Origin of the sequence: Pedobacter nutrimenti (genome assembly GCF_003208655.1) — a bacterium.
GTDB lineage: Bacteria > Bacteroidota > Bacteroidia > Sphingobacteriales > Sphingobacteriaceae > Pedobacter > Pedobacter nutrimenti.
On record NZ_QKLU01000007.1, the window covers coordinates 118,129 to 143,272 of the forward strand.

The 25,144-nt window shown below is 42.9% G+C and carries 21 protein-coding genes; 14 read left to right on the top strand and 7 right to left on the bottom strand.

The features are described from left to right. Positions 1-10 precede the first annotated feature (10 nt). From B0O44_RS18715 to B0O44_RS18730, 4 genes are read left to right on the top strand one after another with little or no spacing between them, the layout of a single operon-like run. Positions 11-1,750 carry an ABC transporter ATP-binding protein gene (locus B0O44_RS18715; protein WP_110833633.1) on the top strand — a complete coding sequence of 580 codons (1,740 nt, stop codon included), beginning with the start codon at positions 11-13 and terminating at the stop codon, positions 1,748-1,750. After that, entirely contained in the window at positions 1,731-3,494 is a 1,764-nt protein-coding gene (locus B0O44_RS18720) for an ABC transporter ATP-binding protein (protein ID WP_110833634.1), read from the top strand. Before B0O44_RS18715 ends, B0O44_RS18720 begins: the two co-directional genes overlap by 20 nt. Then, positions 3,494-3,844 (top strand): hypothetical protein, encoded by a 351-nt coding sequence (locus B0O44_RS18725; RefSeq protein WP_110833635.1) that lies wholly within the window; start codon positions 3,494-3,496, stop codon positions 3,842-3,844. Before B0O44_RS18720 ends, B0O44_RS18725 begins: the two co-directional genes overlap by 1 nt. After that, the gene (locus tag B0O44_RS18730; protein ID WP_110833636.1) at positions 3,844-4,215 is read left to right on the top strand and encodes a hypothetical protein; all 372 of its coding nucleotides are present in this window, start codon (positions 3,844-3,846) and stop codon (positions 4,213-4,215) included. Before B0O44_RS18725 ends, B0O44_RS18730 begins: the two co-directional genes overlap by 1 nt. Position 4,216: 1 nt before the next feature. On the opposite strand, the gene B0O44_RS18735 is transcribed toward B0O44_RS18730, so the two are convergent. Next, the gene (locus B0O44_RS18735) at positions 4,217-4,861 is read right to left on the bottom strand and encodes an HAD family hydrolase (protein ID WP_110833637.1); all 645 of its coding nucleotides are present in this window, start codon (positions 4,859-4,861) and stop codon (positions 4,217-4,219) included. 669 nt (positions 4,862-5,530) lie between these two features. Between B0O44_RS18735 and B0O44_RS18740 the strand changes: the two genes are divergently transcribed. Together B0O44_RS18740 and B0O44_RS18745 are read left to right on the top strand one after the other, a co-directional pair. Further along, positions 5,531-6,451 carry an EamA family transporter gene (locus B0O44_RS18740; protein ID WP_110833638.1) on the top strand — a complete coding sequence of 307 codons (921 nt, stop codon included), beginning with the start codon at positions 5,531-5,533 and terminating at the stop codon, positions 6,449-6,451. 43 nt (positions 6,452-6,494) lie between these two features. Further along, positions 6,495-7,487 carry a 2-hydroxyacid dehydrogenase gene (locus B0O44_RS18745; protein WP_110833639.1) on the top strand — a complete coding sequence of 331 codons (993 nt, stop codon included), beginning with the start codon at positions 6,495-6,497 and terminating at the stop codon, positions 7,485-7,487. Here B0O44_RS18745 and idi read toward each other — a convergent pair. Beyond that, positions 7,473-8,009 (bottom strand): isopentenyl-diphosphate Delta-isomerase, encoded by a 537-nt coding sequence (gene idi, locus B0O44_RS18750; RefSeq protein WP_245943708.1) that lies wholly within the window; start codon positions 8,007-8,009, stop codon positions 7,473-7,475. The genes B0O44_RS18745 and idi overlap by 15 nt on opposite strands. A gap of 68 nt (positions 8,010-8,077) precedes the next feature. Here idi and B0O44_RS18755 point away from each other — a divergent pair, with 68 nt between their 5' ends. Then, positions 8,078-8,434, top strand: coding sequence for a hypothetical protein (locus B0O44_RS18755; RefSeq protein WP_110833640.1), 357 nt, complete (start codon positions 8,078-8,080; stop codon positions 8,432-8,434). A 7-nt stretch (positions 8,435-8,441) separates the two neighbouring features. Here B0O44_RS18755 and B0O44_RS18760 read toward each other — a convergent pair whose 3' ends face one another. Then, entirely contained in the window at positions 8,442-9,344 is a 903-nt protein-coding gene (locus B0O44_RS18760; RefSeq protein WP_110833641.1) for a helix-turn-helix domain-containing protein, read from the bottom strand. 25 nt (positions 9,345-9,369) lie between these two features. After that, positions 9,370-10,221, bottom strand: a complete 852-nt coding sequence (locus B0O44_RS18765) for an oxidoreductase (protein ID WP_110833642.1) — start codon at positions 10,219-10,221, stop codon at positions 9,370-9,372. Between the two features lie 146 nt (positions 10,222-10,367). Here B0O44_RS18765 and B0O44_RS18770 point away from each other — a divergent pair, with 146 nt between their 5' ends. From B0O44_RS18770 to B0O44_RS18800, 7 genes are all read left to right on the top strand, one after another. Continuing rightward, the gene (locus tag B0O44_RS18770) at positions 10,368-12,323 is read left to right on the top strand and encodes a beta-galactosidase (protein WP_170123370.1); all 1,956 of its coding nucleotides are present in this window, start codon (positions 10,368-10,370) and stop codon (positions 12,321-12,323) included. 71 nt (positions 12,324-12,394) lie between these two features. Beyond that, positions 12,395-13,069, top strand: a complete 675-nt coding sequence (locus tag B0O44_RS18775) for a response regulator (protein ID WP_110833644.1) — start codon at positions 12,395-12,397, stop codon at positions 13,067-13,069. Between the two features lie 3 nt (positions 13,070-13,072). Then, positions 13,073-14,422, top strand: coding sequence for a sensor histidine kinase (locus tag B0O44_RS18780; RefSeq protein ID WP_110833645.1), 1,350 nt, complete (start codon positions 13,073-13,075; stop codon positions 14,420-14,422). Between the two features lie 121 nt (positions 14,423-14,543). Beyond that, positions 14,544-15,839, top strand: a complete 1,296-nt coding sequence (locus B0O44_RS18785; protein ID WP_110833646.1) for a TolC family protein — start codon at positions 14,544-14,546, stop codon at positions 15,837-15,839. A 12-nt stretch (positions 15,840-15,851) separates the two neighbouring features. Then, positions 15,852-16,955 carry an efflux RND transporter periplasmic adaptor subunit gene (locus B0O44_RS18790; RefSeq protein WP_245943710.1) on the top strand — a complete coding sequence of 368 codons (1,104 nt, stop codon included), beginning with the start codon at positions 15,852-15,854 and terminating at the stop codon, positions 16,953-16,955. A gap of 27 nt (positions 16,956-16,982) precedes the next feature. Next, on the top strand, positions 16,983-20,111 hold the full coding sequence (locus B0O44_RS18795) for an efflux RND transporter permease subunit (RefSeq protein WP_110833647.1): 3,129 nt from the start codon (positions 16,983-16,985) through the stop codon (positions 20,109-20,111). A 169-nt stretch (positions 20,112-20,280) separates the two neighbouring features. After that, positions 20,281-22,476 (top strand): S46 family peptidase, encoded by a 2,196-nt coding sequence (locus B0O44_RS18800; RefSeq protein ID WP_110833791.1) that lies wholly within the window; start codon positions 20,281-20,283, stop codon positions 22,474-22,476. Positions 22,477-22,526: 50 nt separating this feature from the next. Here the strand turns inward: B0O44_RS18800 and B0O44_RS18805 are convergent, their stop codons facing one another. From B0O44_RS18805 to B0O44_RS18815, 3 genes are read right to left on the bottom strand one after another with little or no spacing between them, the layout of a single operon-like run. Further along, complete coding sequence (locus B0O44_RS18805) at positions 22,527-23,351, bottom strand: class I SAM-dependent methyltransferase (protein ID WP_110833648.1); 825 nt, start codon at positions 23,349-23,351, stop codon at positions 22,527-22,529. Between the two features lie 6 nt (positions 23,352-23,357). After that, positions 23,358-24,359: an MlaD family protein gene (locus tag B0O44_RS18810; RefSeq protein ID WP_110833649.1), complete on the bottom strand. Its 1,002-nt coding sequence runs from the start codon at positions 24,357-24,359 to the stop codon at positions 23,358-23,360. Between the two features lie 5 nt (positions 24,360-24,364). After that, entirely contained in the window at positions 24,365-25,138 is a 774-nt protein-coding gene (locus B0O44_RS18815; protein WP_110833650.1) for an ABC transporter ATP-binding protein, read from the bottom strand. Positions 25,139-25,144 lie beyond the last annotated feature (6 nt).

Below are 25,144 nucleotides of genomic sequence, written 5' to 3' on the forward strand. Positions count from 1 at the left end.
CAGTCCCCATATGGAAAAACAAAAGAAGGAAAAAAAAGCAAGTATTTTCAGCCTGCTGAAACCTTATAAAAAACTCATTATTTTACTGATCTTCCTGGCCTTGCTCAGCAATGGAATCAATCTGTTGCTCCCTAAAATTATTGCAGGCGGAATCGATGCCTATACTGGCGGTACCTTTCAGATCAGGCCGGTGCTTATTGAATTTGCCCTGGCCATTATTCTGGTCTTTATATTTACTTATTTGCAGAGTATTGTACAAACTTATGCTTCAGAAAAGGTGGCCAGGGATTTAAGGACACGGCTTTCGGATCAGATTTCCAGACAAAGCCATGCCTATATAGAAAAGGCCAATCCATCCAAATTGCTTACCAATCTGACTGCCGATACCGATTCCATTAAAACTTTTGTATCCCAGGCCATTGTTTCTATTGCTTCATCCATTTTTTTGATTGTAGGGGCCAGCATCCTGCTGTTGATGCTCAATTGGAGATTGGCCTTGCTGATCATAGCCATTATCCCGATTATCGGGGGTACTTTTTTTATGGTGCTGCGAAAAGTAAAAGTGCTGTTCATCAAAAGCAGGGAAGTCATTGACTGGCTCAACAAAGTGATCAACGAAAGTATCCTGGGTTCTTCTATTATCCGGGTGGTCAATTCCCAGCAGCTGGAATACCAGAAATTTCTCGACGCCAATACCCAGGCCCGTAACCTGGGGCTGGGCATCCTCCGTCTTTTTGCCGGTCTGATCCCGGTGATCATCTTTGTGGCCAATATGGCAGGATTATCCATTCTAGCCCTGGGTGGCCATTTTGTGATCCAGGGCACCATGAGCCTTGGTGAATTTGCGGCCTTTAACAGTTACCTGGCCTTACTGATTTTTCCGATTTTGGTGATCGGTTTTATGAGCAATGTGATTGCCCAGGCCAGCGCCTCCTATCAGCGTATTGAGACGGTCCTCCATACAGCAGAAATCCCAGAAACAGGTGGCCTGACCGCAAAGCTAAAAGGGGATGTGGAAATGCAGCATGTTTCGGTCAGCTATGGACAAAAACCTGCACTTAAAGATATTTCTTTTGCACTTAAGGCCGGTTCGAAAACGGCTTTTATTGGGCCAACCGCAGCCGGGAAAACCCAGCTTTTATACCTGCTGACCGGTTTGATCCCTCCGGCTTCGGGTAAAGTCCTTTTTGACGGACAGGACATTCGGGACTACCAGCAGGAAGCTTTTCACCAACAGGTGGGTTTTGTATTCCAGGACAGCATTATTTTTAACCTGAGCATCCGTGAAAATATAGCCTTTAGTGATACGGTAACCGATGAATCCCTCGCAAAGGCCATAGAAACCGCAGAACTGAAAGATTTTATTTCGGCATTGCCCCAGCAATTGGATACTGTTGTTTCCGAAAGGGGATCCAGTTTATCCGGTGGCCAAAAGCAGCGCATTATGCTGGCAAGGGCCCTGGCGCTGAACCCTAGGGTCTTGCTGCTGGATGATTTTACCGCCAGGGTGGATGGTCAGACAGAACAGAGAATTTTGGCCAATGTACAGCGGAATTATCCAGGATTGACCCTGCTGTCTGTGACACAGAAAATTGAAGCAGTGACCCATTATGATAAAGTGGTTTTGCTGATGGAGGGAGAAATCATTGCCGAGGGCAAACATGAAGAACTGATGAAAAGCAGTCCGGAATACATTCAGATCTATAATTCACAACAGAGCACCAGTAATTATGAAGAATTACAATCTTAATCAGATCAGCAGCGCAGGGGAAAAGAAATCCACTTTAAAAGCGCTGAACAAACTGTTGCAGCTGATCCGGGCAGAAAGGCCAAATCTGCTGAAAGCACTGGCGGCCATTCTTTTGAACTCCGGTTTGCTGCTGCTGGGGCCTTACCTGGTGGGCCATACCATAGATACTTATATCCGGACCAAACAATATCATGGGGTATTGGTCTTTTCAGGGATCCTGCTGGTTATGTACCTGACCGCCATGGTGACCGGTTATTTTCAGACCAAACTCATGGGTGGGGTAGGGCAGCGCATGCTGTTTACCTTAAGAAACGCCATCTTTACCAAGTTGCAGGAATTGCCGGTCGGTTTTTTCAACCAGAACAAAGCGGGCGACCTGATTTCCAGGGTCAACAACGATACCGACAAGCTGAACCAGTTTTTTTCCCAGTCTTTGATGCAGTTTATTGGCAGTATTATGACCATGATTGGAGCAGGTATCTTTTTATTGTCCATTAATGTAAAGCTTGGTGCGGCAGGCCTTTTTCCGGCTGTATTGATCCTTGTTTTTACGGCCTTATTGTCCCCCTGGGTGAAACGTAAAAATGCGGTCAACCTGAAAAGTACGGGTGGTATGAGTGCTGAAATCCAGGAAAGCCTAAACAATTTTAAAGTGATTATTGCTTTTAACCGCCGGGATTATTTCCGGAAAAAATTTGATCAGGCCAATCATGAAAACTATAAAACCGCCATCGGTGCAGGCCTGGCAAACAACATCTTTATGCCGGTATACGGTATGTTGTCGAGTTTTGCTCAGCTGATTGTTTTGCTGTACGGGATACACCTGATCTCTATCGGGGAATTTAGCATTGGTTTACTGGTCAGTTACCTTTCTTATGCCACCAATTTTTACAACCCTTTAAGACAGCTGGCTGCCTTATGGGCCAGTTTCCAGGTGGCTATGGCCGGCTGGGACCGAATTTCGCAAATTCTTTCCCTGGAAACAGACCTCGTTGCCGTTGAGGTTGCAGAGGAAGAAAAGCAGGCTGCTTTGCTGGAGTTCAGAAATGTCCATTTTGGTTACGAGCAGGACCGGGATATCCTCCATGACATCAGCTTCAAACTGGAAAAGGGTAAAACTTATGCCCTGATCGGACCAACCGGTGGCGGTAAAACCACAACCGCATCATTGATTGCCAGGTTATACGATGCAGGTAAAGGAACGGTGTTGCTGCAGGGCAGGGACATCCGTTCGTACCCTGCAGCCGAGCGCAGTCAGAAAATTGGTTTTATCCTGCAGGAGCCTTTCCTGTTTTCTGGAACTGTGAAGGATAATATCCTTTACGGAAATGAAATTTATAAAGATTATTCCAATGCGCAGCTGGAAGAAGTGATTCGGGAGTCCAATTTGGGAGAGCTGCTGGCCATTTTTGATGAAGGTTTGGAAACCAAAGTAACTTCGGGTTCAGACAACATCAGTCTTGGACAAAAACAGTTGATTGCCTTTATGCGGGCCGTATTGCGTAAACCCGATTTACTGATCCTGGACGAAGCGACTGCGAATATTGATACGGTAACTGAGCAATTGCTGGGGGCCATTCTTAAAAAACTGCCTGCAGAAACCACTTTGGTGATTATTGCCCACAGGTTAAATACCATTGAAAATGCCGATCAGATCTTTTTTGTGAATTCAGGAGAAGTGCAAAAAGCGGGCACGATGAAACATGCAATGGAAATGCTCCTGGAAGGTAAAAGAAGTACTTAATGGAATTGTTGAGCAGAAACTTCCTGAATTCTATTGTATGGGTTGGTGATTTTGAACTGGACTATAAAGAAGTAAATTTAAATGTACTTTGTATTGAGGATGGCGATACAGAAGTTCATTATCTTCTCCGGTTATCAGATATTGTATATTTTTTTTACAGACAGGAGGATTTTGAACATCATTTTAGTGTAATTGATGTTTTTTTAGAGCGGTTTAATGACTGTAGAGAAGTTCGTACAAGGCATTCTGAACAGATGCAGGATTATTGGATGTTACAACTTTATAGTGGAATCCATCAAGCCTTAATAGGCTTTAAAGAGTTAAATTTATCGATCATTAAAACCTCTTGATGAAGATCATGAAAGCACAGCACTCAAAAATTGCCCGTATTGTTCTTGGGATTGTCATTGCGGCTATAAGTTGGGTGATATTTTTTACAGATTGGGGGCGGGACAACAGAAAAGAAACGCTGGAAAAATATAGTCGTCAGCATTTTGAAGGCGTTGTTGATTCCATTTATACTGATCCGGAAAATTTCAATACTAAAACAGCAATTTTAAAGCCCGGGTATCACCTGGAACTGCTCCGGATGTGGGAATCTTCCATAAAGCTAGGAGACTCTTTATCCAAAAGAAAAGGCACTCTGGAGGTTGAAGTCTACAGAAAAGGAACGGGAAAAGTGATTTTGTCCTATGAAAATATGCTAAGGGACTGGAGGTAGTTTATCCATCTTGTGCAATTAAACTTTTCAATTCATGAAAAGAATGGATCACATGCAAAGCGGTATCTCCTTTTGCGATCCCGGGCCGTAAAATTTGCACTGTTTTCATGCCTAAAGCATTTCCTGCGGCAATTTCTGCATCGGGGTTGTCCCCAACGATCCAGACCTGATCTGCTGTGAGCTGATGTTGAGCTGCGATCTGCGAAAAGATGGTCATTTTGCCCAGCCTGTTTTCCTGGTAAGGGTCATCTATAAAAACCGCTTCAAAATCACCAGGCTGAAACAAGGCATCAATTTTTGCCTGCTGCAATTTGCTCAGTCCGGTGGTCACCAGAAAACGTTTGGAGGGAATTTCTTTGATCACTTCAAAATCATCAAAAGGCTTTAAAACCAATTGGTAATCTGTATGGATCAAAGCATTTTTCCCGGCATCAAACATGGCCTGGCTAAAGTTATATTCCTGGGCAACCACTTCCATGGATTTCCGCCAGAGCTCTTCAAAAGCTTTTTCTAAAACAGTTTCTTGCACAGTTCCTTTATTCGCCGCCTTAATGGCTTCAAAAACCGGCTGAAAAGTATCTCCCGGTATAGAACGTGTGGGTAAAATGGTTTGGTCCAGGTCATAGATGACCGCTATTTTTTTCATAGTTTTTATTTTTTTAGTGGATCCAGGAGTACACTGAATTTCTGATCAGATCAGAGTATAAAAAAACAAGCATACACAAGCATAAACAAGCCAGGCTTAAGCATGTGCAAAAGGGATTAGGGTATACAATAAAACGAGGGGGATAGGTGAGGCTAATGTAAATAAATTATTTGATTTTTTGGTCATTTGAAATGAACCAGATTTTGTGGCTCAGATCGAGATGAGTCTAGTATAAGTCCGTATTGACTGCGGATTTTTTAAACAGAACTTCCTTACAGTTATCATTCTACCGCGCATCCGGCCAGGAATTTTGAATTTGAACCGGTACCTGGTTGTCTTGGTATTGTAGTAATGAGTTTTTTTATGTCAGTAAAACCTTTAATGGTAATCTGGTGCTCAACAGCAAAATATTTAGCCCTGCGGTTGTTTTAAAAGCCTTTGTTGCAGACGGAGAGGTTGATCCTGAGCTGACAAAAAGCTGGAAGTCCATTCAATTTAAGAACTGCTGAAAAAGCAGGAAGATCACAAAAAGAGCAAGGGCTTGCAGGCCCCTGCTCTTTTTTTAGGTTTAGCTTTTTAATAATTATTCTTTTAAAGAATCTCCTGAATATAAAGCACTGAATTCAAAATCGAATGGTAATTTAGCACTGGATCTTTAGAGCTTGTTTTATGAAAAATGGTTTATTCAGGTATTATGCGGCAGGTATTTCGGCTTTTGTTATTTGGGGCGCTTTTGCAGTCCCTCTTAAATTGCTGAAAACCTATCCTTCCAGTCAGATTCTGGAATACCGGATTTTTACAGCGCTGATCCTGGTGTCACTTTTTATTCTGTTGTTCAGAAGGGCCGAGCTGAAAAAAGACCTGCAGATTTTTAGACAGGCTTCAAAAAAAGAGCAGGTTAAGCTTGCAGGATTGATCCTGCTGTCTTCAGTACTGCTAACCAGTAATTGGTTCACCTATATTTACGCGGTAAACCATGTGAGCCTGACCTCTGCGGCTTTTGCCTATATGGTTTGTCCCCTGATTACAGCTTTTGGTGGGTTTTTTATCCTGAAAGAGCACCTGAGCCGGTTAAAACTAATTGCTTTGGGACTGGCTTTTGCAAGTATTGCGGTATTGGCTACCGGTTCTTTAAGGGATGTGCTCTGGTCGGTGGCTATTGCATCTGTTTTTGCATTTTACCTGATCATTCAGCGGGCTGTTCAAACGGTAAACAAGGTGAACATGCTGGCCCTTAATCTGCTCATTTCTGCTTTGCTGATGTTACCCTATTACCTTTCACAGCCTCTTTCTGTGCCGACTGAGCCCGTATTTTGGGGTACAATTGTGCTTATTGCGCTAATTTTTACCTTAATTCCATTGTTACTCAACTTATTTGCCCTTATTAAACTGCAGTCTTCTACATTGGGTATTATCATGTACGTTAATCCGATCATTGCTTTTTTGATTGCTTTTTGTTTTTATCATGAGCCCATCAGGTTTGTACAACTGCTGGCTTATTCTTTGCTCGTGCTGGCTATTGTGGTTTTCAACTGGTCGGTTATCCGGGGTGGGGCCAGGTCAGCTGCTTTGTCACCAGAGGAAAAATAATAGAAGCTGAACTTTTTATACGATTTACTTTAATCCGCTATTTATGAAAATTGCTTTTTTCAGTACACAATCTTACGATCGTAAATACTTTGACCAGGTTAACCGGCATTATGGTTATGAATTACTTTATTTTGAGGCTTCCCTGAATGAAAAGACAGCGATACTTGCAGAAGGTTGCCAGGCGGTTTGCATTTTTGTAAATGACCAGGCCAATGCCCTGACGCTGGAAAATCTCCATAAGCTGGGAATCCGGAATATTGTCCTTCGCTGCGCGGGTTTTAATCAGGTAGATCTGGAAAAAACGGCCGCTTTGGGCATGAGGGTACTCCGGGTGCCGGCTTATTCACCTGAATCTATTGCTGAGCATGCCCTGGCTTTGATTTTAACATTAAACCGGAAAACCCACAAGGCCTATAACCGGGTCAGGGAAGGTAATTTTAGCCTGCAAAGGTTAACCGGCTTTAACATCAGCGGAAAAAGTATCGGAATTATTGGCCTGGGTAAAATCGGTTTGGCCTTTGCCAGAATTATGCAAGGTTTTGGCTGTAGGATCCTGGCTTTTGATCCTTTTACCAAGGATGTTCCTGCTTATATAGAACTGTGCGATCGGGATACTTTATTTGAACAAAGCCAGATCATTTCCATCCACTGTCCCTTAAATGCAGACACCAAACACCTGATTAATGCAGCCAGCCTGGCCAAAATGAAAGAAGGCGTGATGCTCATCAATACCAGCCGGGGGGCAGTCATCCGGACACCGGATGTGATTGAGGCTTTAAAGAGCGGAAAACTAGGGTACCTGGGGATTGACGTGTATGAGCAAGAAGACAAATTGTTTTTCAGGGACCTTTCTGAAAGTGTAATTCCTGACGACCAGATCCTTCGTTTGATGAGTTTTCCTAATGTGCTGATTACTGCACACCAGGCGTTTTTAACACATGAGGCCTTAACAGAAATTGCGGAGACCACGCTTTCCAACCTGAAAAGTATTGTAGAAGGCCGGGAAAACCCTAACCAGGTTTCAAACGGATTTTAATTCCATAATTTTTGGAAAACAGATTTTCAGCCATGCGGTAAACTCCCCGGGCTGTTGCTCGAGTTCCAGGGAAAGTGCCCTGATGGAAATGTAACGGAAAGCAATAGCCTCTTCTGGATTCAGAATGGGAAGGGCATCAGTATAGCCAAAAAAAACATGATCATATTCATGTTCACTAAGCTGGTTTTCCAGATCGGCTTGATAAAGGAAACTAAAGCGGTGTTCAAGTTTGCACTGCAGGCCCATTTCTTCATTTAGCCGGCGCAGTGCAGCATCTGCGGTTTTTTCTCCCGGCCTGGGATGACTGCAACAGGTATTGGTCCATTTTCCAGCAGAGTGATATTTGTCCCGGGCCCGCTGCTGCAACAACAGCTCTCCTTTGCTGTTGAAAATAAATACCGAAAAAGCACGGTGCAGGAGTCCCTTGCGGTGCGCTTCCATTTTCTCCATCGTGCCCATTTGTTTATCCTGCTGATCAACCAGTACCACTTGTTCTTCCATCATTGGCGCAAAGATACGCAATAAGGTGCTTTTTCGGGAGTTTAAACTAAATGCTATCTTGTGTTGTTGTTTGTATAAATCAGATCATCATGAGCTATCAGGTACAATTATTTCCTCTGGAAGTAAAAAAAGCTTATTTTCTTTCAAAATCACCTGGTTTTCTTGAAAAAGTAGAAAACCTGATCCCTTTCACTGCGGGGCAGAAGCAAAGGCTGAGGGACCGTTTGTCAAAATATGGTTACCGCCAGCAAAGGACAGACCCTTATGGCCATCATTATGTTTTTGATGAGGATGAAAGCATTAATGCCCTTTTAACAGACCATGGGTTATATTTTTCGGCAACAGGTGAGGGCGCATTTGAAATTGGCATGACAGCTTCGGAATTTACCGATACAGAAGAATTCGCCAAATACGATCCTCAGAATGGTGGCTGGGAGGAAATTTGAATCCTCCCTAAACCAAACGGAAAGCAGTTGGTGTGAGTGCGGCCTGCTTTCTGAAAAAATTATTGAAATGAGAAGGTTCTTCAAAACCCAGACAATAGCTGATTTCTGAAATGTTCCAGTTGGTGTGCTTTAACAAAGCTTTCGCTTCGCTGATGATCCTTTCTGCAATATGGCCGGTTGTGGTTTTTCCTGTAGTTTCTTTAACGGCCCGGTTCAAATGGTTAACATGTACCGACAGCTGATCTGCAAAATCTTTTGCCGAACGCATAGACAGGCGCTGGGCCGGGGATTCAATCGGAAACTGACGGTCCAGTAATTCATTAAAAACCGCTGTGATCCTGGAATTGGCATCTGTATGCTGGTGCAGCGTTTCTGTTGGCCCGATCTTCAGGGCATAGTGCAGCATTTCGGTAACATAATTTCGGATCAGGTCATTTTTAAACCGGTAATCGGAATGGACTTCTTCAAGCATTTTCTCGAAAATCAGGCTCACATGTTGGTCTTGTTGTTCATTCAGGGCAAAAGAAGGTTTTCCTCCCGGGCTGAACATAGGCAGATCACGGATACCACCCCTGACATTTTCTGTAAAAAACGCTTCTTTGAAAATGCAGAAATAACCACTTTTCAGTTCTGATAGAAATTCCACAGTATAGGGTACCCTGGGATTGAAAAACATTAAAGTGGTTCCTGATATATGGATGCTTTTGTCGGCATAATGATAAATCACTTCTCCTCTGTTGAGGCTAAACTTATAAAAGTCCCTGCGGGCATAGGTCACCGGCTGGGAGGGAGTTGCAATACAGTCTTCGACTTTGAAGACATTGAAATGGCCGCTTTCCCTTTGAAGGTTGTTTGGGACCTGGTCAAATTTTTTCCGGTAAAAATCCTCTAAACTCTCTGTTTTTGACATATACTATAAAGTTAAATATTTAAATTTAAACAACCGCTTCAAAGGCTGTGGACAGGGTCAGCTCTTTCCACTTTTCCAGTTCCATGGCCAGTGAGCTGATCTTTTCCTGGGCAAGCTGATAGGCATCTTCTCCTAAAAACAGGCGAAGTGGTGCATTGGGTTCACCGCCAATTTTAATCATCACTTTCGCAGCTTTAACAGGATCCCCGGCTTGTTTTCCATCAATTTCATGCTGGTGTAGTCTTTGTGTATCCCGTACTTCTTTGTATTCCAGGATTTCATTTTCGGGCACCTGCAGGGAATCTGGTGCAAGGAAGTTTGTCCTGAAATAACCAGGTGCAATAATGGTGGCCTGTACCCCAAATGGTTTGACTTCTGCTGCCAATGCTTCGGAAAGTCCTTCTATTGCAAATTTAGTGGCGCAATATATTCCGAAGCCTGGAAAGTTTCCGGTAAAACCACCTATGGAGGAGATGTTGATGATGTGACCAGACCTTTGTTTACGGAAATAAGGCATGGCTTTTCGGATCACATTTAAGGTCCCAAAAACATTCACTTCAAAATTTTCATGCGATTCTCCGTCACTTAATTCTTCCAGGCTCCCTACCAAACCATAACCGGCATTATTGACCACCACATCAAGTTTCCCGAAATAGGCATGGCTTGTTTTCAGGGCCAGGGCAACCTGACGTTCATTTTTCAGGTCCATGGCCAGTGGAAGAAAATTTTCGGTGTTTTCACCAATCGCCAGCTGCAGGTCTTCTGCATTTCTGGAAGTTGCAGCGACCCGGTGACCTTCTTTTAATAATTCTTTAACCAGTGTAAGTCCCAGCCCTTTTGAGGCGCCGGTTACGAACCAAACTTTTTTTGTATCCATGTTTTTTATTGGTTTTGATTACACAAAATTACTATGGGAAAAGCCCCGTCTTTGTACGCCAATCAAACCAATACTTGCAAAATTCAAACAATCGAAGGGGGGAAGCGTGTTTAATAAATAGATTCTCTATGCTTAAATTTAAGAAAATGAAAAATCTTCCCAAAGGACTTCCCCTGATTGGGGCCGAAGTGTTTATTGAACCTGGACAGACGGCTCTGGAAATAGATACCTGGTTTAAACGCCTGAAAGAATGCGGAATGAAACTCACCCGGATCCGTCTGTTTGAAAGTGACATGCGCGGGGCCCAGGGGGGCTGGGATTTTTCATTGTTTGACGAGGCTTTCCGGGCAGGGGAAAAGTATGGGATCCAGATTTACGGAAATCTTTTTCCGGCAACGGATTTTACGGATGTGGGCGGTTTTAAATTTCCAAAAACTAAAGGGCATTTAGAGGAGATTGCTGTTTATATTAAAGAAGTGGTGCTTCATTTTAAAACCTTTAAATCACTTGCTGGTTGGGTACCGATCAATGAACCGGGATCAGGAAATTTGCCTCAAGAGGAGTTTAGTCTGGAGCGTTTTGAACAATGGAAAAAACAATTGGGCCAGGACAGTTACCAGAGCTGGGGTTTCAGGACCTTGGATTTTAGCCCGGAAAAATTTTTGTTGTATTACAACACCTGGTTTTTGAAATGGCTGACTGGGCAAATACGTTTGTATGATCCCATGGCGCCAATCCACGTAAACAATCACGCCATTTTTCAGCATGCAGCAGAATATGATTTTCCGGCCTGGAGAACTTTTCTGGATAGTCTGGGTGGTTCTGCACATGCCAGCTGGCATTTTAATTATTTCAGCAGGACAAAATATGCGGTGGCCATGTCTGCCAACTCCGAGATGCTGCGTTCAGGGGCCGGACCGATTCCCTGGCTGATGACAGAACTTCAGGGAGGAAACAACATTTACAGTGCATTTAACCCACTTTGTCCTACAGCAAATGAAATTACACAATGGCTTTGGATAACCATTGCCTCGGGGAGCAAGGGTACGGTGTTTTGGTGCCTGAACTCAAGACGCTCTGGTTTTGAGGCAGGTGAGTGGGCCATGCTGGATTATCAGAACCAGCCTTCAGACCGGATGCAGGCTGCGGCAGAGGCCGCTGAACTATTGGAAAAACATGCCGGTTTTTTTTCAGAAGCAATGGTTGCAACCTGCTGTGTTCAGGTTTTGTATATCCGGGAGTCTTTGTGGGTAGAGAAAAAATTGCAGGTACCCGGGACTTTTTACCCGGGACGTGCAGAGGGCGGAGTCATGAAATCGGCCCTGGCTTATTTTGAAGCATTGGGAGAAATGGGCATCCATGTTGGTTTTGGAGAGATCAGTGAGTTTGATTTTGATAAAAATGATTATTCTGGACAAATGCTCCTTCTGGCGCAGCAGATTAGTATTCCGTCCAGGTATTGGAAGGCGCTGGAAAGCTTTGTAGAGAAAGGTGGAAAATTGTTTGTAGATGGCCTCTCTGCTTATTATGATGAAAATGCCTGTACTTTGATGGGAAGGGGTTTTCCTTTTCTTAAATTATTTGGTGGCCAGGTCAGGGAATTTAAAATGATGGAATCTTTGTTCTGCCTACCTGTTGGGAAAATAGATGCACCCGCCCATCTTTGGAGGGGGACCATTTTGCCCGGAGCTGGGGTAGTGGTCCTGTCCCGGAAAGGTGACGATGTTTTTGCCGTACGAAATGACTATGGCAAAGGTCAAGTGCTCTGGATTCCTTCTTTGCTTGGGCTTGGTGCCAGATTGGAAGATAACTACAGCGCATTACAGGAAATACTGGGACGGGAGCTGGCCGGATTGCCACTGGTATTCCGTTTTGAAAAACCGGTTAAAAATGTCCTGATGAAAGTATTAAAAAATGAAGCAGATTATGTGACCGTACTGGTGAATAAATCAGGCATGGTGCAGCAGGTCCGGATCCTGTGTGACTTGAAACTGGAACCCATTTTGCTGTTTGCTGATGGCCATGGCGGCCCTGATCAAGGACTGGAAATGGTGATCAACCCGGAGGAAACCTTATTGCTGAAATGGTCAGCAAGGGGTTAGAATAAGATTAAAATCTTTTAATGTGCCGGGTATTGACCGCAAAGGCCTTTATATTTGATTAAAAAAAGCCCATGAATATTCTGTTGATAGAAGATGAACCTAAGGTTGCTGCATTTATCAAAAAAGGCCTGGAAGAGCAATTGAATAATGTTTCTCTGGCCTATGATGGAAATGTAGGCTGTAAAATGGCCTTGGAAAACGATTATGATCTGATCATTCTGGATGTGGTTTTACCTCATATTAATGGAATGGAAGTTTGTAAACTGGTCCGTCAGCTCAAAAAAGAGGTGCCTATTTTAATGTTGTCTGCACTCGATACGGTCAATGATAAAGTCCAGGGCCTGGAGAACGGGGCAGATGATTACCTGACCAAACCTTTTCATTTTGAAGAACTGCTGGCACGTATTAAAGCTTTAAACCGCAGAAAGGATCTGGTTTTGCCGGGTACCATTTATAAGGTTGCCGATCTGGAAATGGATTGTTATAAAAAAACAGTGACCCGAAAGGGAAAGATCATCCTGCTCTCTGCAAAGGAGTTTACTTTACTGGAGGTGCTGATGGCCAATAAAAACCGGGTTTTATCCAGGATTTATATTGCAGAAACGGTATGGGGAATTTCTTTTAACCGGGGAACCAACCTGATCGATGTCTACATCAATTACCTGAGGTCAAAAGTAGATAAGGGCTACCCTAAGCAACTGATTCATACCGTTATTGGTATGGGTTATATTATTAAAGATCAGTAAGGTATGAAATTTAAAAATGCCCTCTCGCTTAAATTTACCTTTATGTTCGCCCTTTTGTTATCGGCGGTACTAACGGGTATTTATCTTTTTGTGGAACACAACCGGTCTGTTTCTTTTTACAATAAACTCGATGAACGGGCAATGATTGCCGCTCAGTTCTATTTTGCAGAAGATAACCTGTCCATAAAAATGTTTAGTCAGGTGGCGAAAAAATTTCCCCAGTCCTTATCCAGTGAATCGATCAGTATTTATGATCAGCAACTCGAGCCAAAGTTTATGCCCGAGGATTCTATCCGCTGGAAGCATAGTTTTCTGAAAGAGATCGTGAAAAAGAAAAACCTTCATTTTCTTTCCGGGCAACGTCAGGTGGCTGGATTGTATTATGAAGACAATTCCGGGAACTTTATTGTGGTGGTTTCCGCCCTGGATGAGCAGGGCTTTCATGATATGCGTCAGCTCAGGCTTATTATGTCTGTCTTTTTTGTCGCTTCCCTTTTTATCACTTTTTTTATCGGAAGAATTTTTGCAAACCTTTCTCTGCAGCCCATAGTAGGAATGACGGCCGGGCTGAAACGGATCAGGGCATCCAACCTTCATATGCGCCTACCGGTCAGGACAAGAAAAACGGATGAAATAGACAACCTCTCTTTAACGATCAATCAGCTATTGGAGCATCTTGAACAATCTTTTGAAGGACAGAAATCTTTTGTCGCTAATGCCTCCCACGAACTGCGTACGCCCATTACAGCCATACTTGGTGAAGCAGAGATTACCCTGATGAAGGAAAGGACTGCCGTGGAATACCAAAAGGCCCTGCAGGAAGTTGTTGCCGGAGTGGAACAGTTAAACCACATCATCAATAGTTTGATGGAATTGTTGCAGACCAATCTGGACAATAAGGATTTTCAAAACATCAGGATCGATGAACTGATGTGGGAAGTTGCTGATGAACTGAGCCTGAAAAAACGAACAGAACAGGTTCATTATACTATCCCTGAGGAAGTCTCCGGTATAGAGCTTTTGGGCAACAGGAGGTTATTATTTATTGCCATTAGTAATCTGTTGAAAAACGCGGTTAAATTTTCAGAAGGAAAAATGGTAAACTGTACGGTAAGTTATGATGCCCGGGGCCTGTATATTGAAATCAGGGACCAGGGTATTGGTATTGCGGCACAGGATCTGGACAGGATTTTTCAACCCTTTTACCGCTCTTCAAACGCATTAGAATATCCGGGTTATGGAATCGGTCTTTCGCTGACCTATAACATCGTTAAGCTGCACAATGGCCGTATAGAAATTAATTCTGAATTAAGAAAGGGGACCACTGTTAAGCTTTTTCTTCCTGCTGTCTGACCTCTCAGGGGTGTTTTAAGCAGACATTAAAGAATTCTAATGGTCTTTTAATCCATCTCTAATAAAGATCTAAACGCTTCCTAATGTAGGGCATGTAGCTTTGTTTATTAATTATAAAGTTATGTACCTCAAAATTTTTAGGGCGCTTTTTTTATCCTGCATTTTAGGCCTTGTTTCCTTTAAAGGAGTTATGGCCCAGGAGGATCACCGGGACGCGCTCGAACTTAATCTTCAGCAGGCCGAGGAACTTTTTCTGAAAAAGAATTTAAGCTTGCTGGCCAGCCAGTACAATATTGACAATGCAAAGGCTGCTGTAATTACAGCGAAGCTGTTTGACAACCCCCAGTTCAGCATTGAAAACATCCTTTACAATCCGCAGACCAAGAAGTTTTTTGACATGAGTCATGACGGAGGGCAGTTTGGAGGGAGTATCGCGCAGTTGTTCCAGACCGCCGGAAAAAGAAATAAAAATATCCAGCTGGCCAAATTAAATGTCCAGGAAGCGGAATACGGTTTTTTTGACCTGATGCGAACACTCCGTTATACCCTGCGCAGTGATTTCTACAAGATTTATTATCAGGAACAATCGGCAAAGGTTTATCAGCAGGAAATCAATTCTTTATCCAAAACCTTAACGGTTTTTCAGCAACAATATCTTAAAGGAAATATCGCGCAAAAAGAGGTGTTAAGGATACAGTCTCAATTGTATTCCCTGCAGGCAGAGCTGAATGAACTCCGGGATGCCATTGATGATGTGCAGAGCGAATTTAAATTGTTGATCCGGGCAGATCCGAAAATGGATGTCAGACCACAGTTTGAATTTAAACTGGATGGCAAAAGTGTGCTGACAGCAACTCCTTATGCTAAATTGCTAGAAGCCGCAAATACCAATCGTTATGACTTGAAATCGGCTCGTCTTGCCGTGGATTATAGCAATTTGAACCTTAGGTTGCAAAAGGCAATGGCCATTCCGGATGTAAACGTATCGCTGACCTATGACAAACAGGGCAGTTTTGTGCGCAATTATAATGGTCTGGGCATCAGTATCCCACTTCCGCTGTTTAACCGGAACCAGGGGGCCATTAAACAGGCAAAAATTGCTATTGAAAGCAGTAAAACCGGCTTGCAGCAACAGCAGGATCAGATTGAAAGTGATCTGGACAATTCTTATCAGAGTGCTTTCAGACTGGAGAAACTGTACAATAGTTTTGACCCTAAATTTAAAGGTGATTTTACACACCTGATTGAAGAAGTTTCCAAAAACTACGAAAAAAGGAACATCAGCCTGCTGGAGTTTCTGGATTTCTACGATTCTTATAAAACCAATACACTGCAGCTTAATCAATTGCAGCTGAACAGGATCAACTCACTTGAACAGCTCAATTTTGTGACCGGCACCCCATTTTTTAATCAATAACAAACTACAGGTATGTACAACAGATATAAAGGATCAGTTCTGGCCATGGTGGCCTTTATGATCACAGCAGGCATGCTGCAGGGCTGCACCAGAAATGAAGCTGCAGAGAATGCCAAAGATGAAAAATTCAGGGTCACTGAAAAGCTTTTGAATGAGCTGGCTATTGATACGGTTAAAGAAAACAATGCGGTATCGGAAATTTCCTTAACCGGAATTGTTGCGCCGGATGAAAATAAAATGGTTAAGATATTCCCTTTGGTGAGTGGTATCACCCAGGATGTGCATGTCCAACTGGGAGATGTGGTGGCTAAGGGCCAGACCCTGGCTTCTATGCGTAGTGTGGAAATTGCCGGCTTTACCAAAGACCTGATTGCTTCCCAGGCAGATCTGAGGAATACCAAAAGAATATTGCAGTCTACACAAGACATGTACCAAAGCGGACTGGCTTCAGGAAAAGACCTGGAACAAGCCAAATCCGATTACCAAAAAGCTGCTGCTGAAAGTAAAAGGGCAGGTTCAGTGATGTCTATCAATAAGAGCAACGGCCGTGGTTATGAGATCAAAGCACCAATTGGCGGTTATGTGGTGGAAAAAAACCTTACAGACAATATGCAGGTGCGGGCCGACAATAGTCAGAACCTGTTTACCATTGCAGATTTATCCACAGTTTTTGTTCTGGTGAACATATACGAGTCCGACATCTCTAAAGTACAGACTGGCTATCCTGTAAAAATTACCACCCTTTCTTATCCGGATAAAGTGTTTACCGGTAAAATAGATAAGGTTTACAGCATGATTGACCCGGAGAATAAGGTCATGCGTGCCAGGGTTAAAATTGATAATCCGGGTCATTTACTAAAACCCCAGATGTTTGCCAAAGTGATGATCAGTGCAAGTTCAGGAGAGGATATGCCAGCCATCAATACCAGGGCGTTGGTATTTGACAATGACAAGAACTATGTCCTGATCAGAGATGGAAAGGCCCACGTGCGAATTCAGCCAGTTACTGTGGCCAAAAGAATAGAAGATACGGCTTACATCAGCAGCGGGGTAAAACCTGGTGACCAGTTGATTGCTTCCCGTCAGCTTTTTCTTTATGAATCCTTAAAAAACTAAAGATCAATCCATTTAAAATATATTACGATGAACAAAGTAATTAAAAATATACTGGATTTTTCGCTCAGGAATAAGTTCTTTATATTCTTCATGACCTTTCTGCTGCTGGTAGGAGGATACATTAGTTTTAAAAAAATTAGTATTGATGCTTTTCCGGACGTCACCAATACTTCTGTTACCATCATCACACAATGGCCGGGGAGGAGTGCGGAAGAGGTAGAAAAATTCGTTACCAGGCCTCTGGAAATTGCCATGAACCCAACGGAAAAGAAATCCTCTATCCGCTCTTCCTCTTTATTTGGCTTGTCTGTGGTGAAAGTTACCTTTGATGACGATGTGGACAATGCATTTGCCAGGATGCAAATCAATAACCATATTGCTGATGCAGATCTTCCGGATGGGGTGAAACCAGGGATTCAACCTCCATACGGACCGACGGGTGAGATTTTTCGTTTCACATTAAGCAGTAATAAAAAGTCTGTCCGTGAACTCAAAACCTTAGAGGAATGGGTTGTGGAAAGAGAAATCCGTTCGGTGCCGGGTGTGGCCGACGTCAATAGTTTTGGAGGCCAAACCAAAGCTTATCAGATTACAATTGACCCTCAGAAAGCTGTTCAGTATGGAGTGACGCCCCTGGAAATGTTTGAGGCTGTATCCAAAAGTAACATCAATGTTGGCGGGGATGTGATCCAGCAAAGCGGACAAGCCTACGTGGTAAGGGGAATAGGTTTGTTAAACAATATTGATGAAATCAAAAACATCATTGTGGATAACATTAAAGGCACTCCGGTATATGTTAAAAACGTAGCAGAGGTGACAGAATCTAACTTGCCGGCCCTGGGTCAGGTGGGCAGGGACATGGACCCGGATGTAGTGGAAGGTATTGTGGTGATGCGCAAAGGAGAGAACCCGAGTGAAGTGATTAAAAACCTGAAAGTAAAAATTGAAGAGCTCAACAGCAGCATTCTCCCTGACGGGGTAAAAATCAATACCTTTTACGACAGGGAAGACCTGGTTAATTTTGCGACGCACACGGTGATGCACAACATGATGGAAGGGATCATTTTTGTAACCCTGATTGTGTTTTTGTTTATGGCTGACTGGCGGACAACAGTTATTGTAGCTGTAGTGATCCCTTTGGCCCTGCTCTTTGCCTTTATTTGTTTGAAACTGAAAGGAATGTCCGCAAACTTACTCTCGATGGGGGCGATTGACTTTGGGATCATTATAGACGGTGCGGTAGTGATGATGGAGGGTATTTTTGTGGTGCTTGACCATCGGGCGAAAAAGGTTGGCATGGAGCGTTTCAATAAGCTGAGCAAGCTGGGTATGATCAAAGAGGCCTGTATGGTTAATGGAAAAGGGATCTTTTTCGCGAAACTGATTATTATAACGGGCTTGCTGCCCATCTTCAGCTTTGAAAAGGTAGAAGGTAAAATGTTTTCTCCTCTGGCCTGGACTTTAGGTTTTGCCCTTTTGGGCGCTTTGATCCTGACCTTTACCCTGGTACCGGTAATGGCAAGTGTTCTGCTCAAAAAGAATGTGAGGGAAAAACACAATTTCTTTGTGGCCTGGCTGACCCGTAATGCCATGCGCATTTTTGGTTTGTGTTTTAAAAGAAGAAAAGTCGCTTTTCCCATTGCTATAGCGGTTTTAGTTATTGGTTTGTTCTGCTTCAGGTTTCTTGGAACAGAATTTTTACCCCAGTTAAATGAAGGCTCTATTTATGTCCGGGCAACTGGCCCTCTGAGCACCTCGCTGGATGAATCGGTAAAACTGGCCAATGACATGCGAAAAATATTCCTGGGTTTTGAAGAAGTTAAACAAGTGATTTCCCAAACAGGAAGACCGGATGACGGAACAGATGCGACAGGCTTTTACAATATAGAATTTCATGTGGACCTGTATCCACAGGATCAGTGGAAAAGAAAAGAAACAAAGGCTTATCTGATCCAGAGAATGCAGCAAAGGCTGAAGTACTTTCCGGGAATAGACCTGAATTTCTCCCAACCGATTTCGGACAATGTGGAAGAAGCGGTATCGGGGGTGAAAGGTTCCATTGTACTGAAACTTTTTGGGGACGATCTGAAATATATTGAAGGTGAAGAGGAAAAGATTTTCAAGATCATGAAGGATGTAAGGGGTATAGAGGATCTTGGGATCATGAGAAACCTGGGACAGCCCGAACTTCAGATTAACCTGAACCAGGAAAAGATGGCCCTTTATGGAGTGACCACGGCCGATGCCAATGCGGTTATTGAAACCGCGATAGGAGGTAAGGCGGCAACACAGATTTACGAAGGGGAACGCAAGTTTGACCTTAGGATCCGTTACCCGGAAAGCTTTAGAAATGATGCCGCGTCTATCGGAGACCTGAGGGTACCTACTTTGTCGGGCAATAAGGTTCCGCTAAGAGAAATTGCTGACATCAGCCGGAAAATAGGGCCAAGTATGATTTATCGTGATAAGCATAAACGTTATGGGGCAATTAAGTTTTCTGTAAGGGGTAGGGATATGGGAAGTACCATTAAAGAAGCCCAGGATAAAGTGAATGCGGCGATTAAACTGCCTAAAGGTTATAAAATGGAGTGGGCTGGAGATTTCGAGAACCAGGAGCGGGCAACGGCAAGGCTTGCCCAGGTGGTTCCGATCAGTATCCTGATTATTTTCTTTATTCTGTTTATTCTTTTCGGGACCATAAAGGATTCTTTACTGGTGCTGAACAATGTACCCTTTGCGATTATCGGCGGAATATTTGCCCTGATGATTACGGGAATCAATTTTAGTATTTCTTCGGGTATTGGTTTTATTGCGTTGTTTGGGATCTGCGTGCAAAACGGGGTCATCCTGATCACCAAATTCAAATCGAATATGAACGAAATGAAACTGCACCATCCTGAATGGACTTTTATGGATGCCTTGCGTATGGGCGTGGAAAGCCGGATCCGTCCGGTGATTATGACAGCCATGATGGCGGCAATTGGTCTACTTCCTGCGGCCATGTCTACAGGTATTGGTTCGGAGACCTCCAAACCACTGGCAACAGTTGTTATTGGAGGATTAATTTCAGATACCATATTTAACCTTTTTATTTTTCCGATTGTTTTTTACTGGGCATACAGGAAAAGCATGCTTAAGGCAAAAGTTGCTGAATAATTTTTTTGGTTCCGGTTTATTTTTGATCCTGTGCCCTGGTGGCACAGGATTTTTTATGCAGTTGCTTTTATAAAAGCGGCTGAAATCTTATTAACTTCGCCCTAACTATAACTTATTGATCAGTCAAAAAGCCGCATGGCTGCATGACAAAAAAAACAAATTTATAAATATGAAGAAAGTGGTTTATCTGTTGCTGCTGGCGATGACTTTGTCGTTTGCAGGTTCAGTAAAGGCAGATGAAGGGATGTGGATCCCTATGCTCATTGGTAAAAACTATGAGCAAATGAAAAAACAGGGTTTTAAACTCACTGCACAAGATCTTTACAATGCAAATGGTTCCAGTTTAAAGGATGCAATTGTTCATTTTGGTGGATTTTGTACGGGAGAAATTGTATCTGATAAAGGTTTGATTTTTACCAACCATCATTGTGGTTATGATGCGATTGCTTCTAACTCAACAGCTCAGAACAATATTCTGGACAATGGTTTTTATGCAAAAAACTACGGTGAAGAAAAACCAATCAGTGGTTTGTTTGTGCGTTTTCTTCAAAGAATGGAAGATGTTACGGCCAAGGTAAATGAAGCCACTAAAGGTTTTAGCGGTGCAGAAAAAACAGCTAAAATGAATGAGGCCTTTGCTGCAATTTCCAAAGCTGCGGTAACTGGTCCTACAATTGAAGCCAATGTAAAAGATTTTTATAAATCCAATCAGTTTATTTTATTTGTTTACGAGCGCTTCGATGACATTCGTCTGGTAGGGGCACCCCCTCAGAATATTGGTAAATTTGGTGGCGATACAGATAACTGGGAATGGCCTCGTCAAACCGGGGATTTCTCTGTATTCAGGGTATATGCCGGTAAAGGAAATCAGCCAGCCAAATATGATGTATCCAATACCCCTTATGCGCCAAAAAAATTCCTGCCTGTGTCCATTAAGGGCGTGAAAAATGGAGATTTCTCTATCGTATATGGTTATCCGGGCCGTACCGACAGGTACCTGACTTCTTATGGTGTGGATCTGGCAACTGAAAAAGTAAACCCTACCATTGTAAAACTTCGTGACATCCGTTTGAAAGCATGGAAACAGGAGATGGATAAAAGTGTGGAAACGCGTTTAAAATTGTCTTCTGAATACGCAAACATAGCCAACTACTGGAAGTACTACATCGGACAGACCGAACAATTAAAAAAACTAAAGGTATCTGATTCCAAAAGAGTGGAGGAAAAAGCTTTTACAGCATGGGCTGCCCAGAAAACGGAGTTTGCTGGTTTAATGGAACAATACGACCAGATCTATAAAACAATGGAGCCTATTGCAGTGCAGAGGGCTTATATCAATGAAGGCTTTTTAGCATCTGGATTTGTGCGCAATACACAGACTACAGGCAATGCTTTAATTAATTTACAGCAAAAAAAGGACGATGCGGCTTATGTGCAGCAGGTTCAGGCCAGATTAGCCAAAAGCCTGGATACCTATGCTTCCACCTATAATGAAAATGCAGATAAAAAGATTTTTGCAAGCATCCTCTCTGCCTTTTACCAGGACGTTCCTGTTAAATCCCAGCCGAAGTTTTATGCAGAGATTGCAGAAAAATACTGGACAGGAAATCCGGAAACAACCTTTGCTAAATTTGCAGATTACCTGTGGGAAAACAGTAATTTTATCAGGCCTGAAAAACTGAAGGCATTTATAGCTTCTAATCCATCGGCCGATGCAGTGAAAAATGATCCGGCTTATAAATATGCCTTAAACCTGGTTCCTGCAGAATATATTAAAAATAATTTTGGTTCTGTGGTTGCTGACTTTGAAAGTAAAAAAGCAGAACTGGATCATTTATACCTGAAAGGTATCCTGGAGAAAAACGCAGGTAAACTGATGTATCCCGATGCCAATTCTACCATGCGCTTATCTTATGGAAATGTTCAGGATTACTCCCCTAAGGATGGTATAACCTATAATACCACGACAACAATTGAAGGTATAATGCAAAAATATATTCCCGGAGACGGGGAGTTTGACCTTCCATTGAACCTGATAGAGAACTACAAGAAAAAGAATTATGGTCAGTACGGAAACAATGGGACTTTAACCGTAGGTTTTATTACCAATAACGACATTACTGGTGGTAATTCAGGTTCCCCAGTGATCAATGGAAACGGAGAGCTGATCGGTTTGGCATTTGATGGCAATTGGGAAGCGATGAGCGGAGATATTGCTTTTGATAAAAAATTCAAAAGAACAATCTGCGTGGATGTTCGTTATGTGCTTTGGTGTATTGATGTATTGGGCGGTGCCAAAAATATCATTAACGAGCTGGAGCTCAGAAAAGATGTACCTGCTGCTAAAACAGCCAAAAAGAAATAAAGACAAATACCATATAAAAAAAAAAGGCGGTTCATTAGAACCGCCTTTTTTTATTTCTTTCCTGAAATCATCATATGAGGGCTCAGGGATAAAATGGAAGGATCACTTTCTGTTAGTCTGAGCAGGTCCATTAGCGCTTCCTTTTTGGCCGGGTTGGACCTGGTTTCAAAATATTTGCTGTCCAGCCAGATCATACCTTCCACAGCAAGCAATTGCAGGTCTTTCAAACCGGAACTTTCAAACTCTGCTTTAAGCTGGTCCGGCCTATGGAAAAAAGCTTCCGGAAGCAGGCCTGGCCAATTGGCGGGGGGATGGTGGATCCCTGTGCTGAGTTCTTGTTTACACATTTGATAAAAGCTGTTTTCATGGAGCATGCCGTTGAGCAATCCCGCTATGGTTGAGGCGGTATAATTGATTGCAAAACCCAAAAGAATCCCGCCAGGTTTTAAAACCCGGAGCGCTTCTTTTATGGAAAGAATCCTGTCTTGCTCTGCCTGTAAATGATACAAAGGGCCATGTAAAATCACCAGGTCCATCGACTGATCTTCCATATCCAGTTTCCTGGATTCTCCCAAAACCGGGAAAAAAGGCTTCTTTAATTTAGATGCCCTGACTTTTGCCTGTTTAATGTGCTTGGCAACCGGATCAACCAGATGAACCAGATGCCCCATTTTTGCCAGCCACTCTGCATAAATGCCCGGGCCTCCGCCAACATCGGCAATGAGGTCTTTTTTATCTTTACTCAGATAGCGGGAAATCAGTTCTGTATTTCTTTCATATTCCAGAGGACCCAGCCCCAAACTAAGCCTGTTTTCTTCAGAAGTCTTGGAATAGAACTCATTAATGTCATTGCTGATTAAGCCTGTTGCAGCCATTTTTTTCTAATTGCCTTGTTTTTTAGCCGCTGCTTCTTTCGCTGCGGTTTCTTTTGCCCTTTTTTTGAAAAAGCCCCTGAAAAGGAAATTACTTTGCAAGGCTTCCAGGTCTTCATCCAGTTTTTTGGTACTGGTCTCCAGATTGGTCATAATGGCTTTCACCTGATCTGCTGTTTTAGGATCGTTCAGTAATAAACCAACAGCATTGTCCTTTTGATTCAGCTTGCCCGAAGCCGTGTTCAGGTTTTCTGTCATCACTGCAGCAGCCTTTGCTGTTTTTTGCAATTCGCTTACAGAAGCCTGTATTTTTGCAAAAACAGCAGTATCTGTTAACAGTTTGTCTGCAAGACCGCCTTTAGTATTCATTTTTTTAGAAAACTGATCCATTTGAATGGCCATTTTATTTGCTGAAGCGGTCGTGGTTTTCAGATTTTCAACAATTGCTTTGAAATTTTCTGCAACCTTTTGATCCGTAAGCAGGGCACCTGCTGTACCTTTTCCTTCTACCAGTCCTTTGGCCAGGCTTTTAAAATCTGTTGTAATCTCAACCAGGTTTTTGTTGTTCACCTGGAAGGTTTTCATAATATCGTCTGTTGACAAGGTGGTGTTGACACGCAGCTTATCCCCATCCTCAATGAAAGGAAATTTTGGGCTGCCGCCGGTAATCACAATGATTTTGTTCCCGATCAGTCCATCGGAACTGATGCTGGCGGCCGCATCTTTGTGAATGTATTTATGGGCTTCTTCCTCAATGTTCACAAATACCTGCACCTGTGAAGTGCCATAAAACTGTATTTTTTTGATGGTCCCGATCTTCACACCGGAAAACCATACATTATTGCCCGTTTTCAAGCCTTGTATATCATTAAAGACTACATTTAAAGTAATGCTCTTGATAAAAGTCTTTCTTTGGCTCCCCAGCGTAAAAATTCCGACAATAAAGATCAGTAGTCCCACAAGAAGAAAAACTCCGACCGTTATTTGTCGCCGATTGTCCGTTAATTGCATATTATTTATTGTATAAAATTATATTCATAAAATGGTTTTACCCTGTCATCATTGGTATTAAACACATCTTCAAAAGTCCCTTGGCGCTGGAATTGCCCATCGAGTAACATGGCGACCCGGTTACCGACCGCTTTTGCGCAGGTCAGGTCATGGGTGATTACGATTGAACTGGTGTGAAAACGTTCCTGTACTTCATTGATTAGTTTATTGATTTCAATACAGGTGATTGGATCTAAACCGGCAGTAGGCTCATCATACAGCATAATTTCCGGTTGTAAAATAAGGGTACGGGCAATGCCGATCCTTTTTCTCTGTCCTCCTGAAAGTTCCGAAGGCATCTGATTGATGGCATGCAATAAACCTACGGCATCCAGCGTACTTTCGACGGCTTTATTGATGTCTGCCCTTGACAGGTTTTTGCGGTTGCGAACCAGGGGAAATTCCAGGTTTTGGCGGACCGTCATACTGTCGTAGAGCGCACTGTTCTGGAAAGAAAAACCAACTTTTAAGCGGAGTTCCAATAATTCTTTATAGGAAATTTCGTCTACAACTTTATTGAGAACTTTGACGTCTCCTCGGTCGGGCCTGAGCAGACCAATAATGATTTTAATCAATACAGATTTCCCTGTACCTGATTTCCCAAGTACCACCAGGTTCTCGCCCCGGTACAGGTCAAGGTCAACCCCTTTAAGGACGTGAAAATTTCCAAAAGATTTATTTAATCCATGGATTTCAATAACCTTTTCATTCCGGAAGTCTGTAACTGGTTTTTGTTCCATAGGACG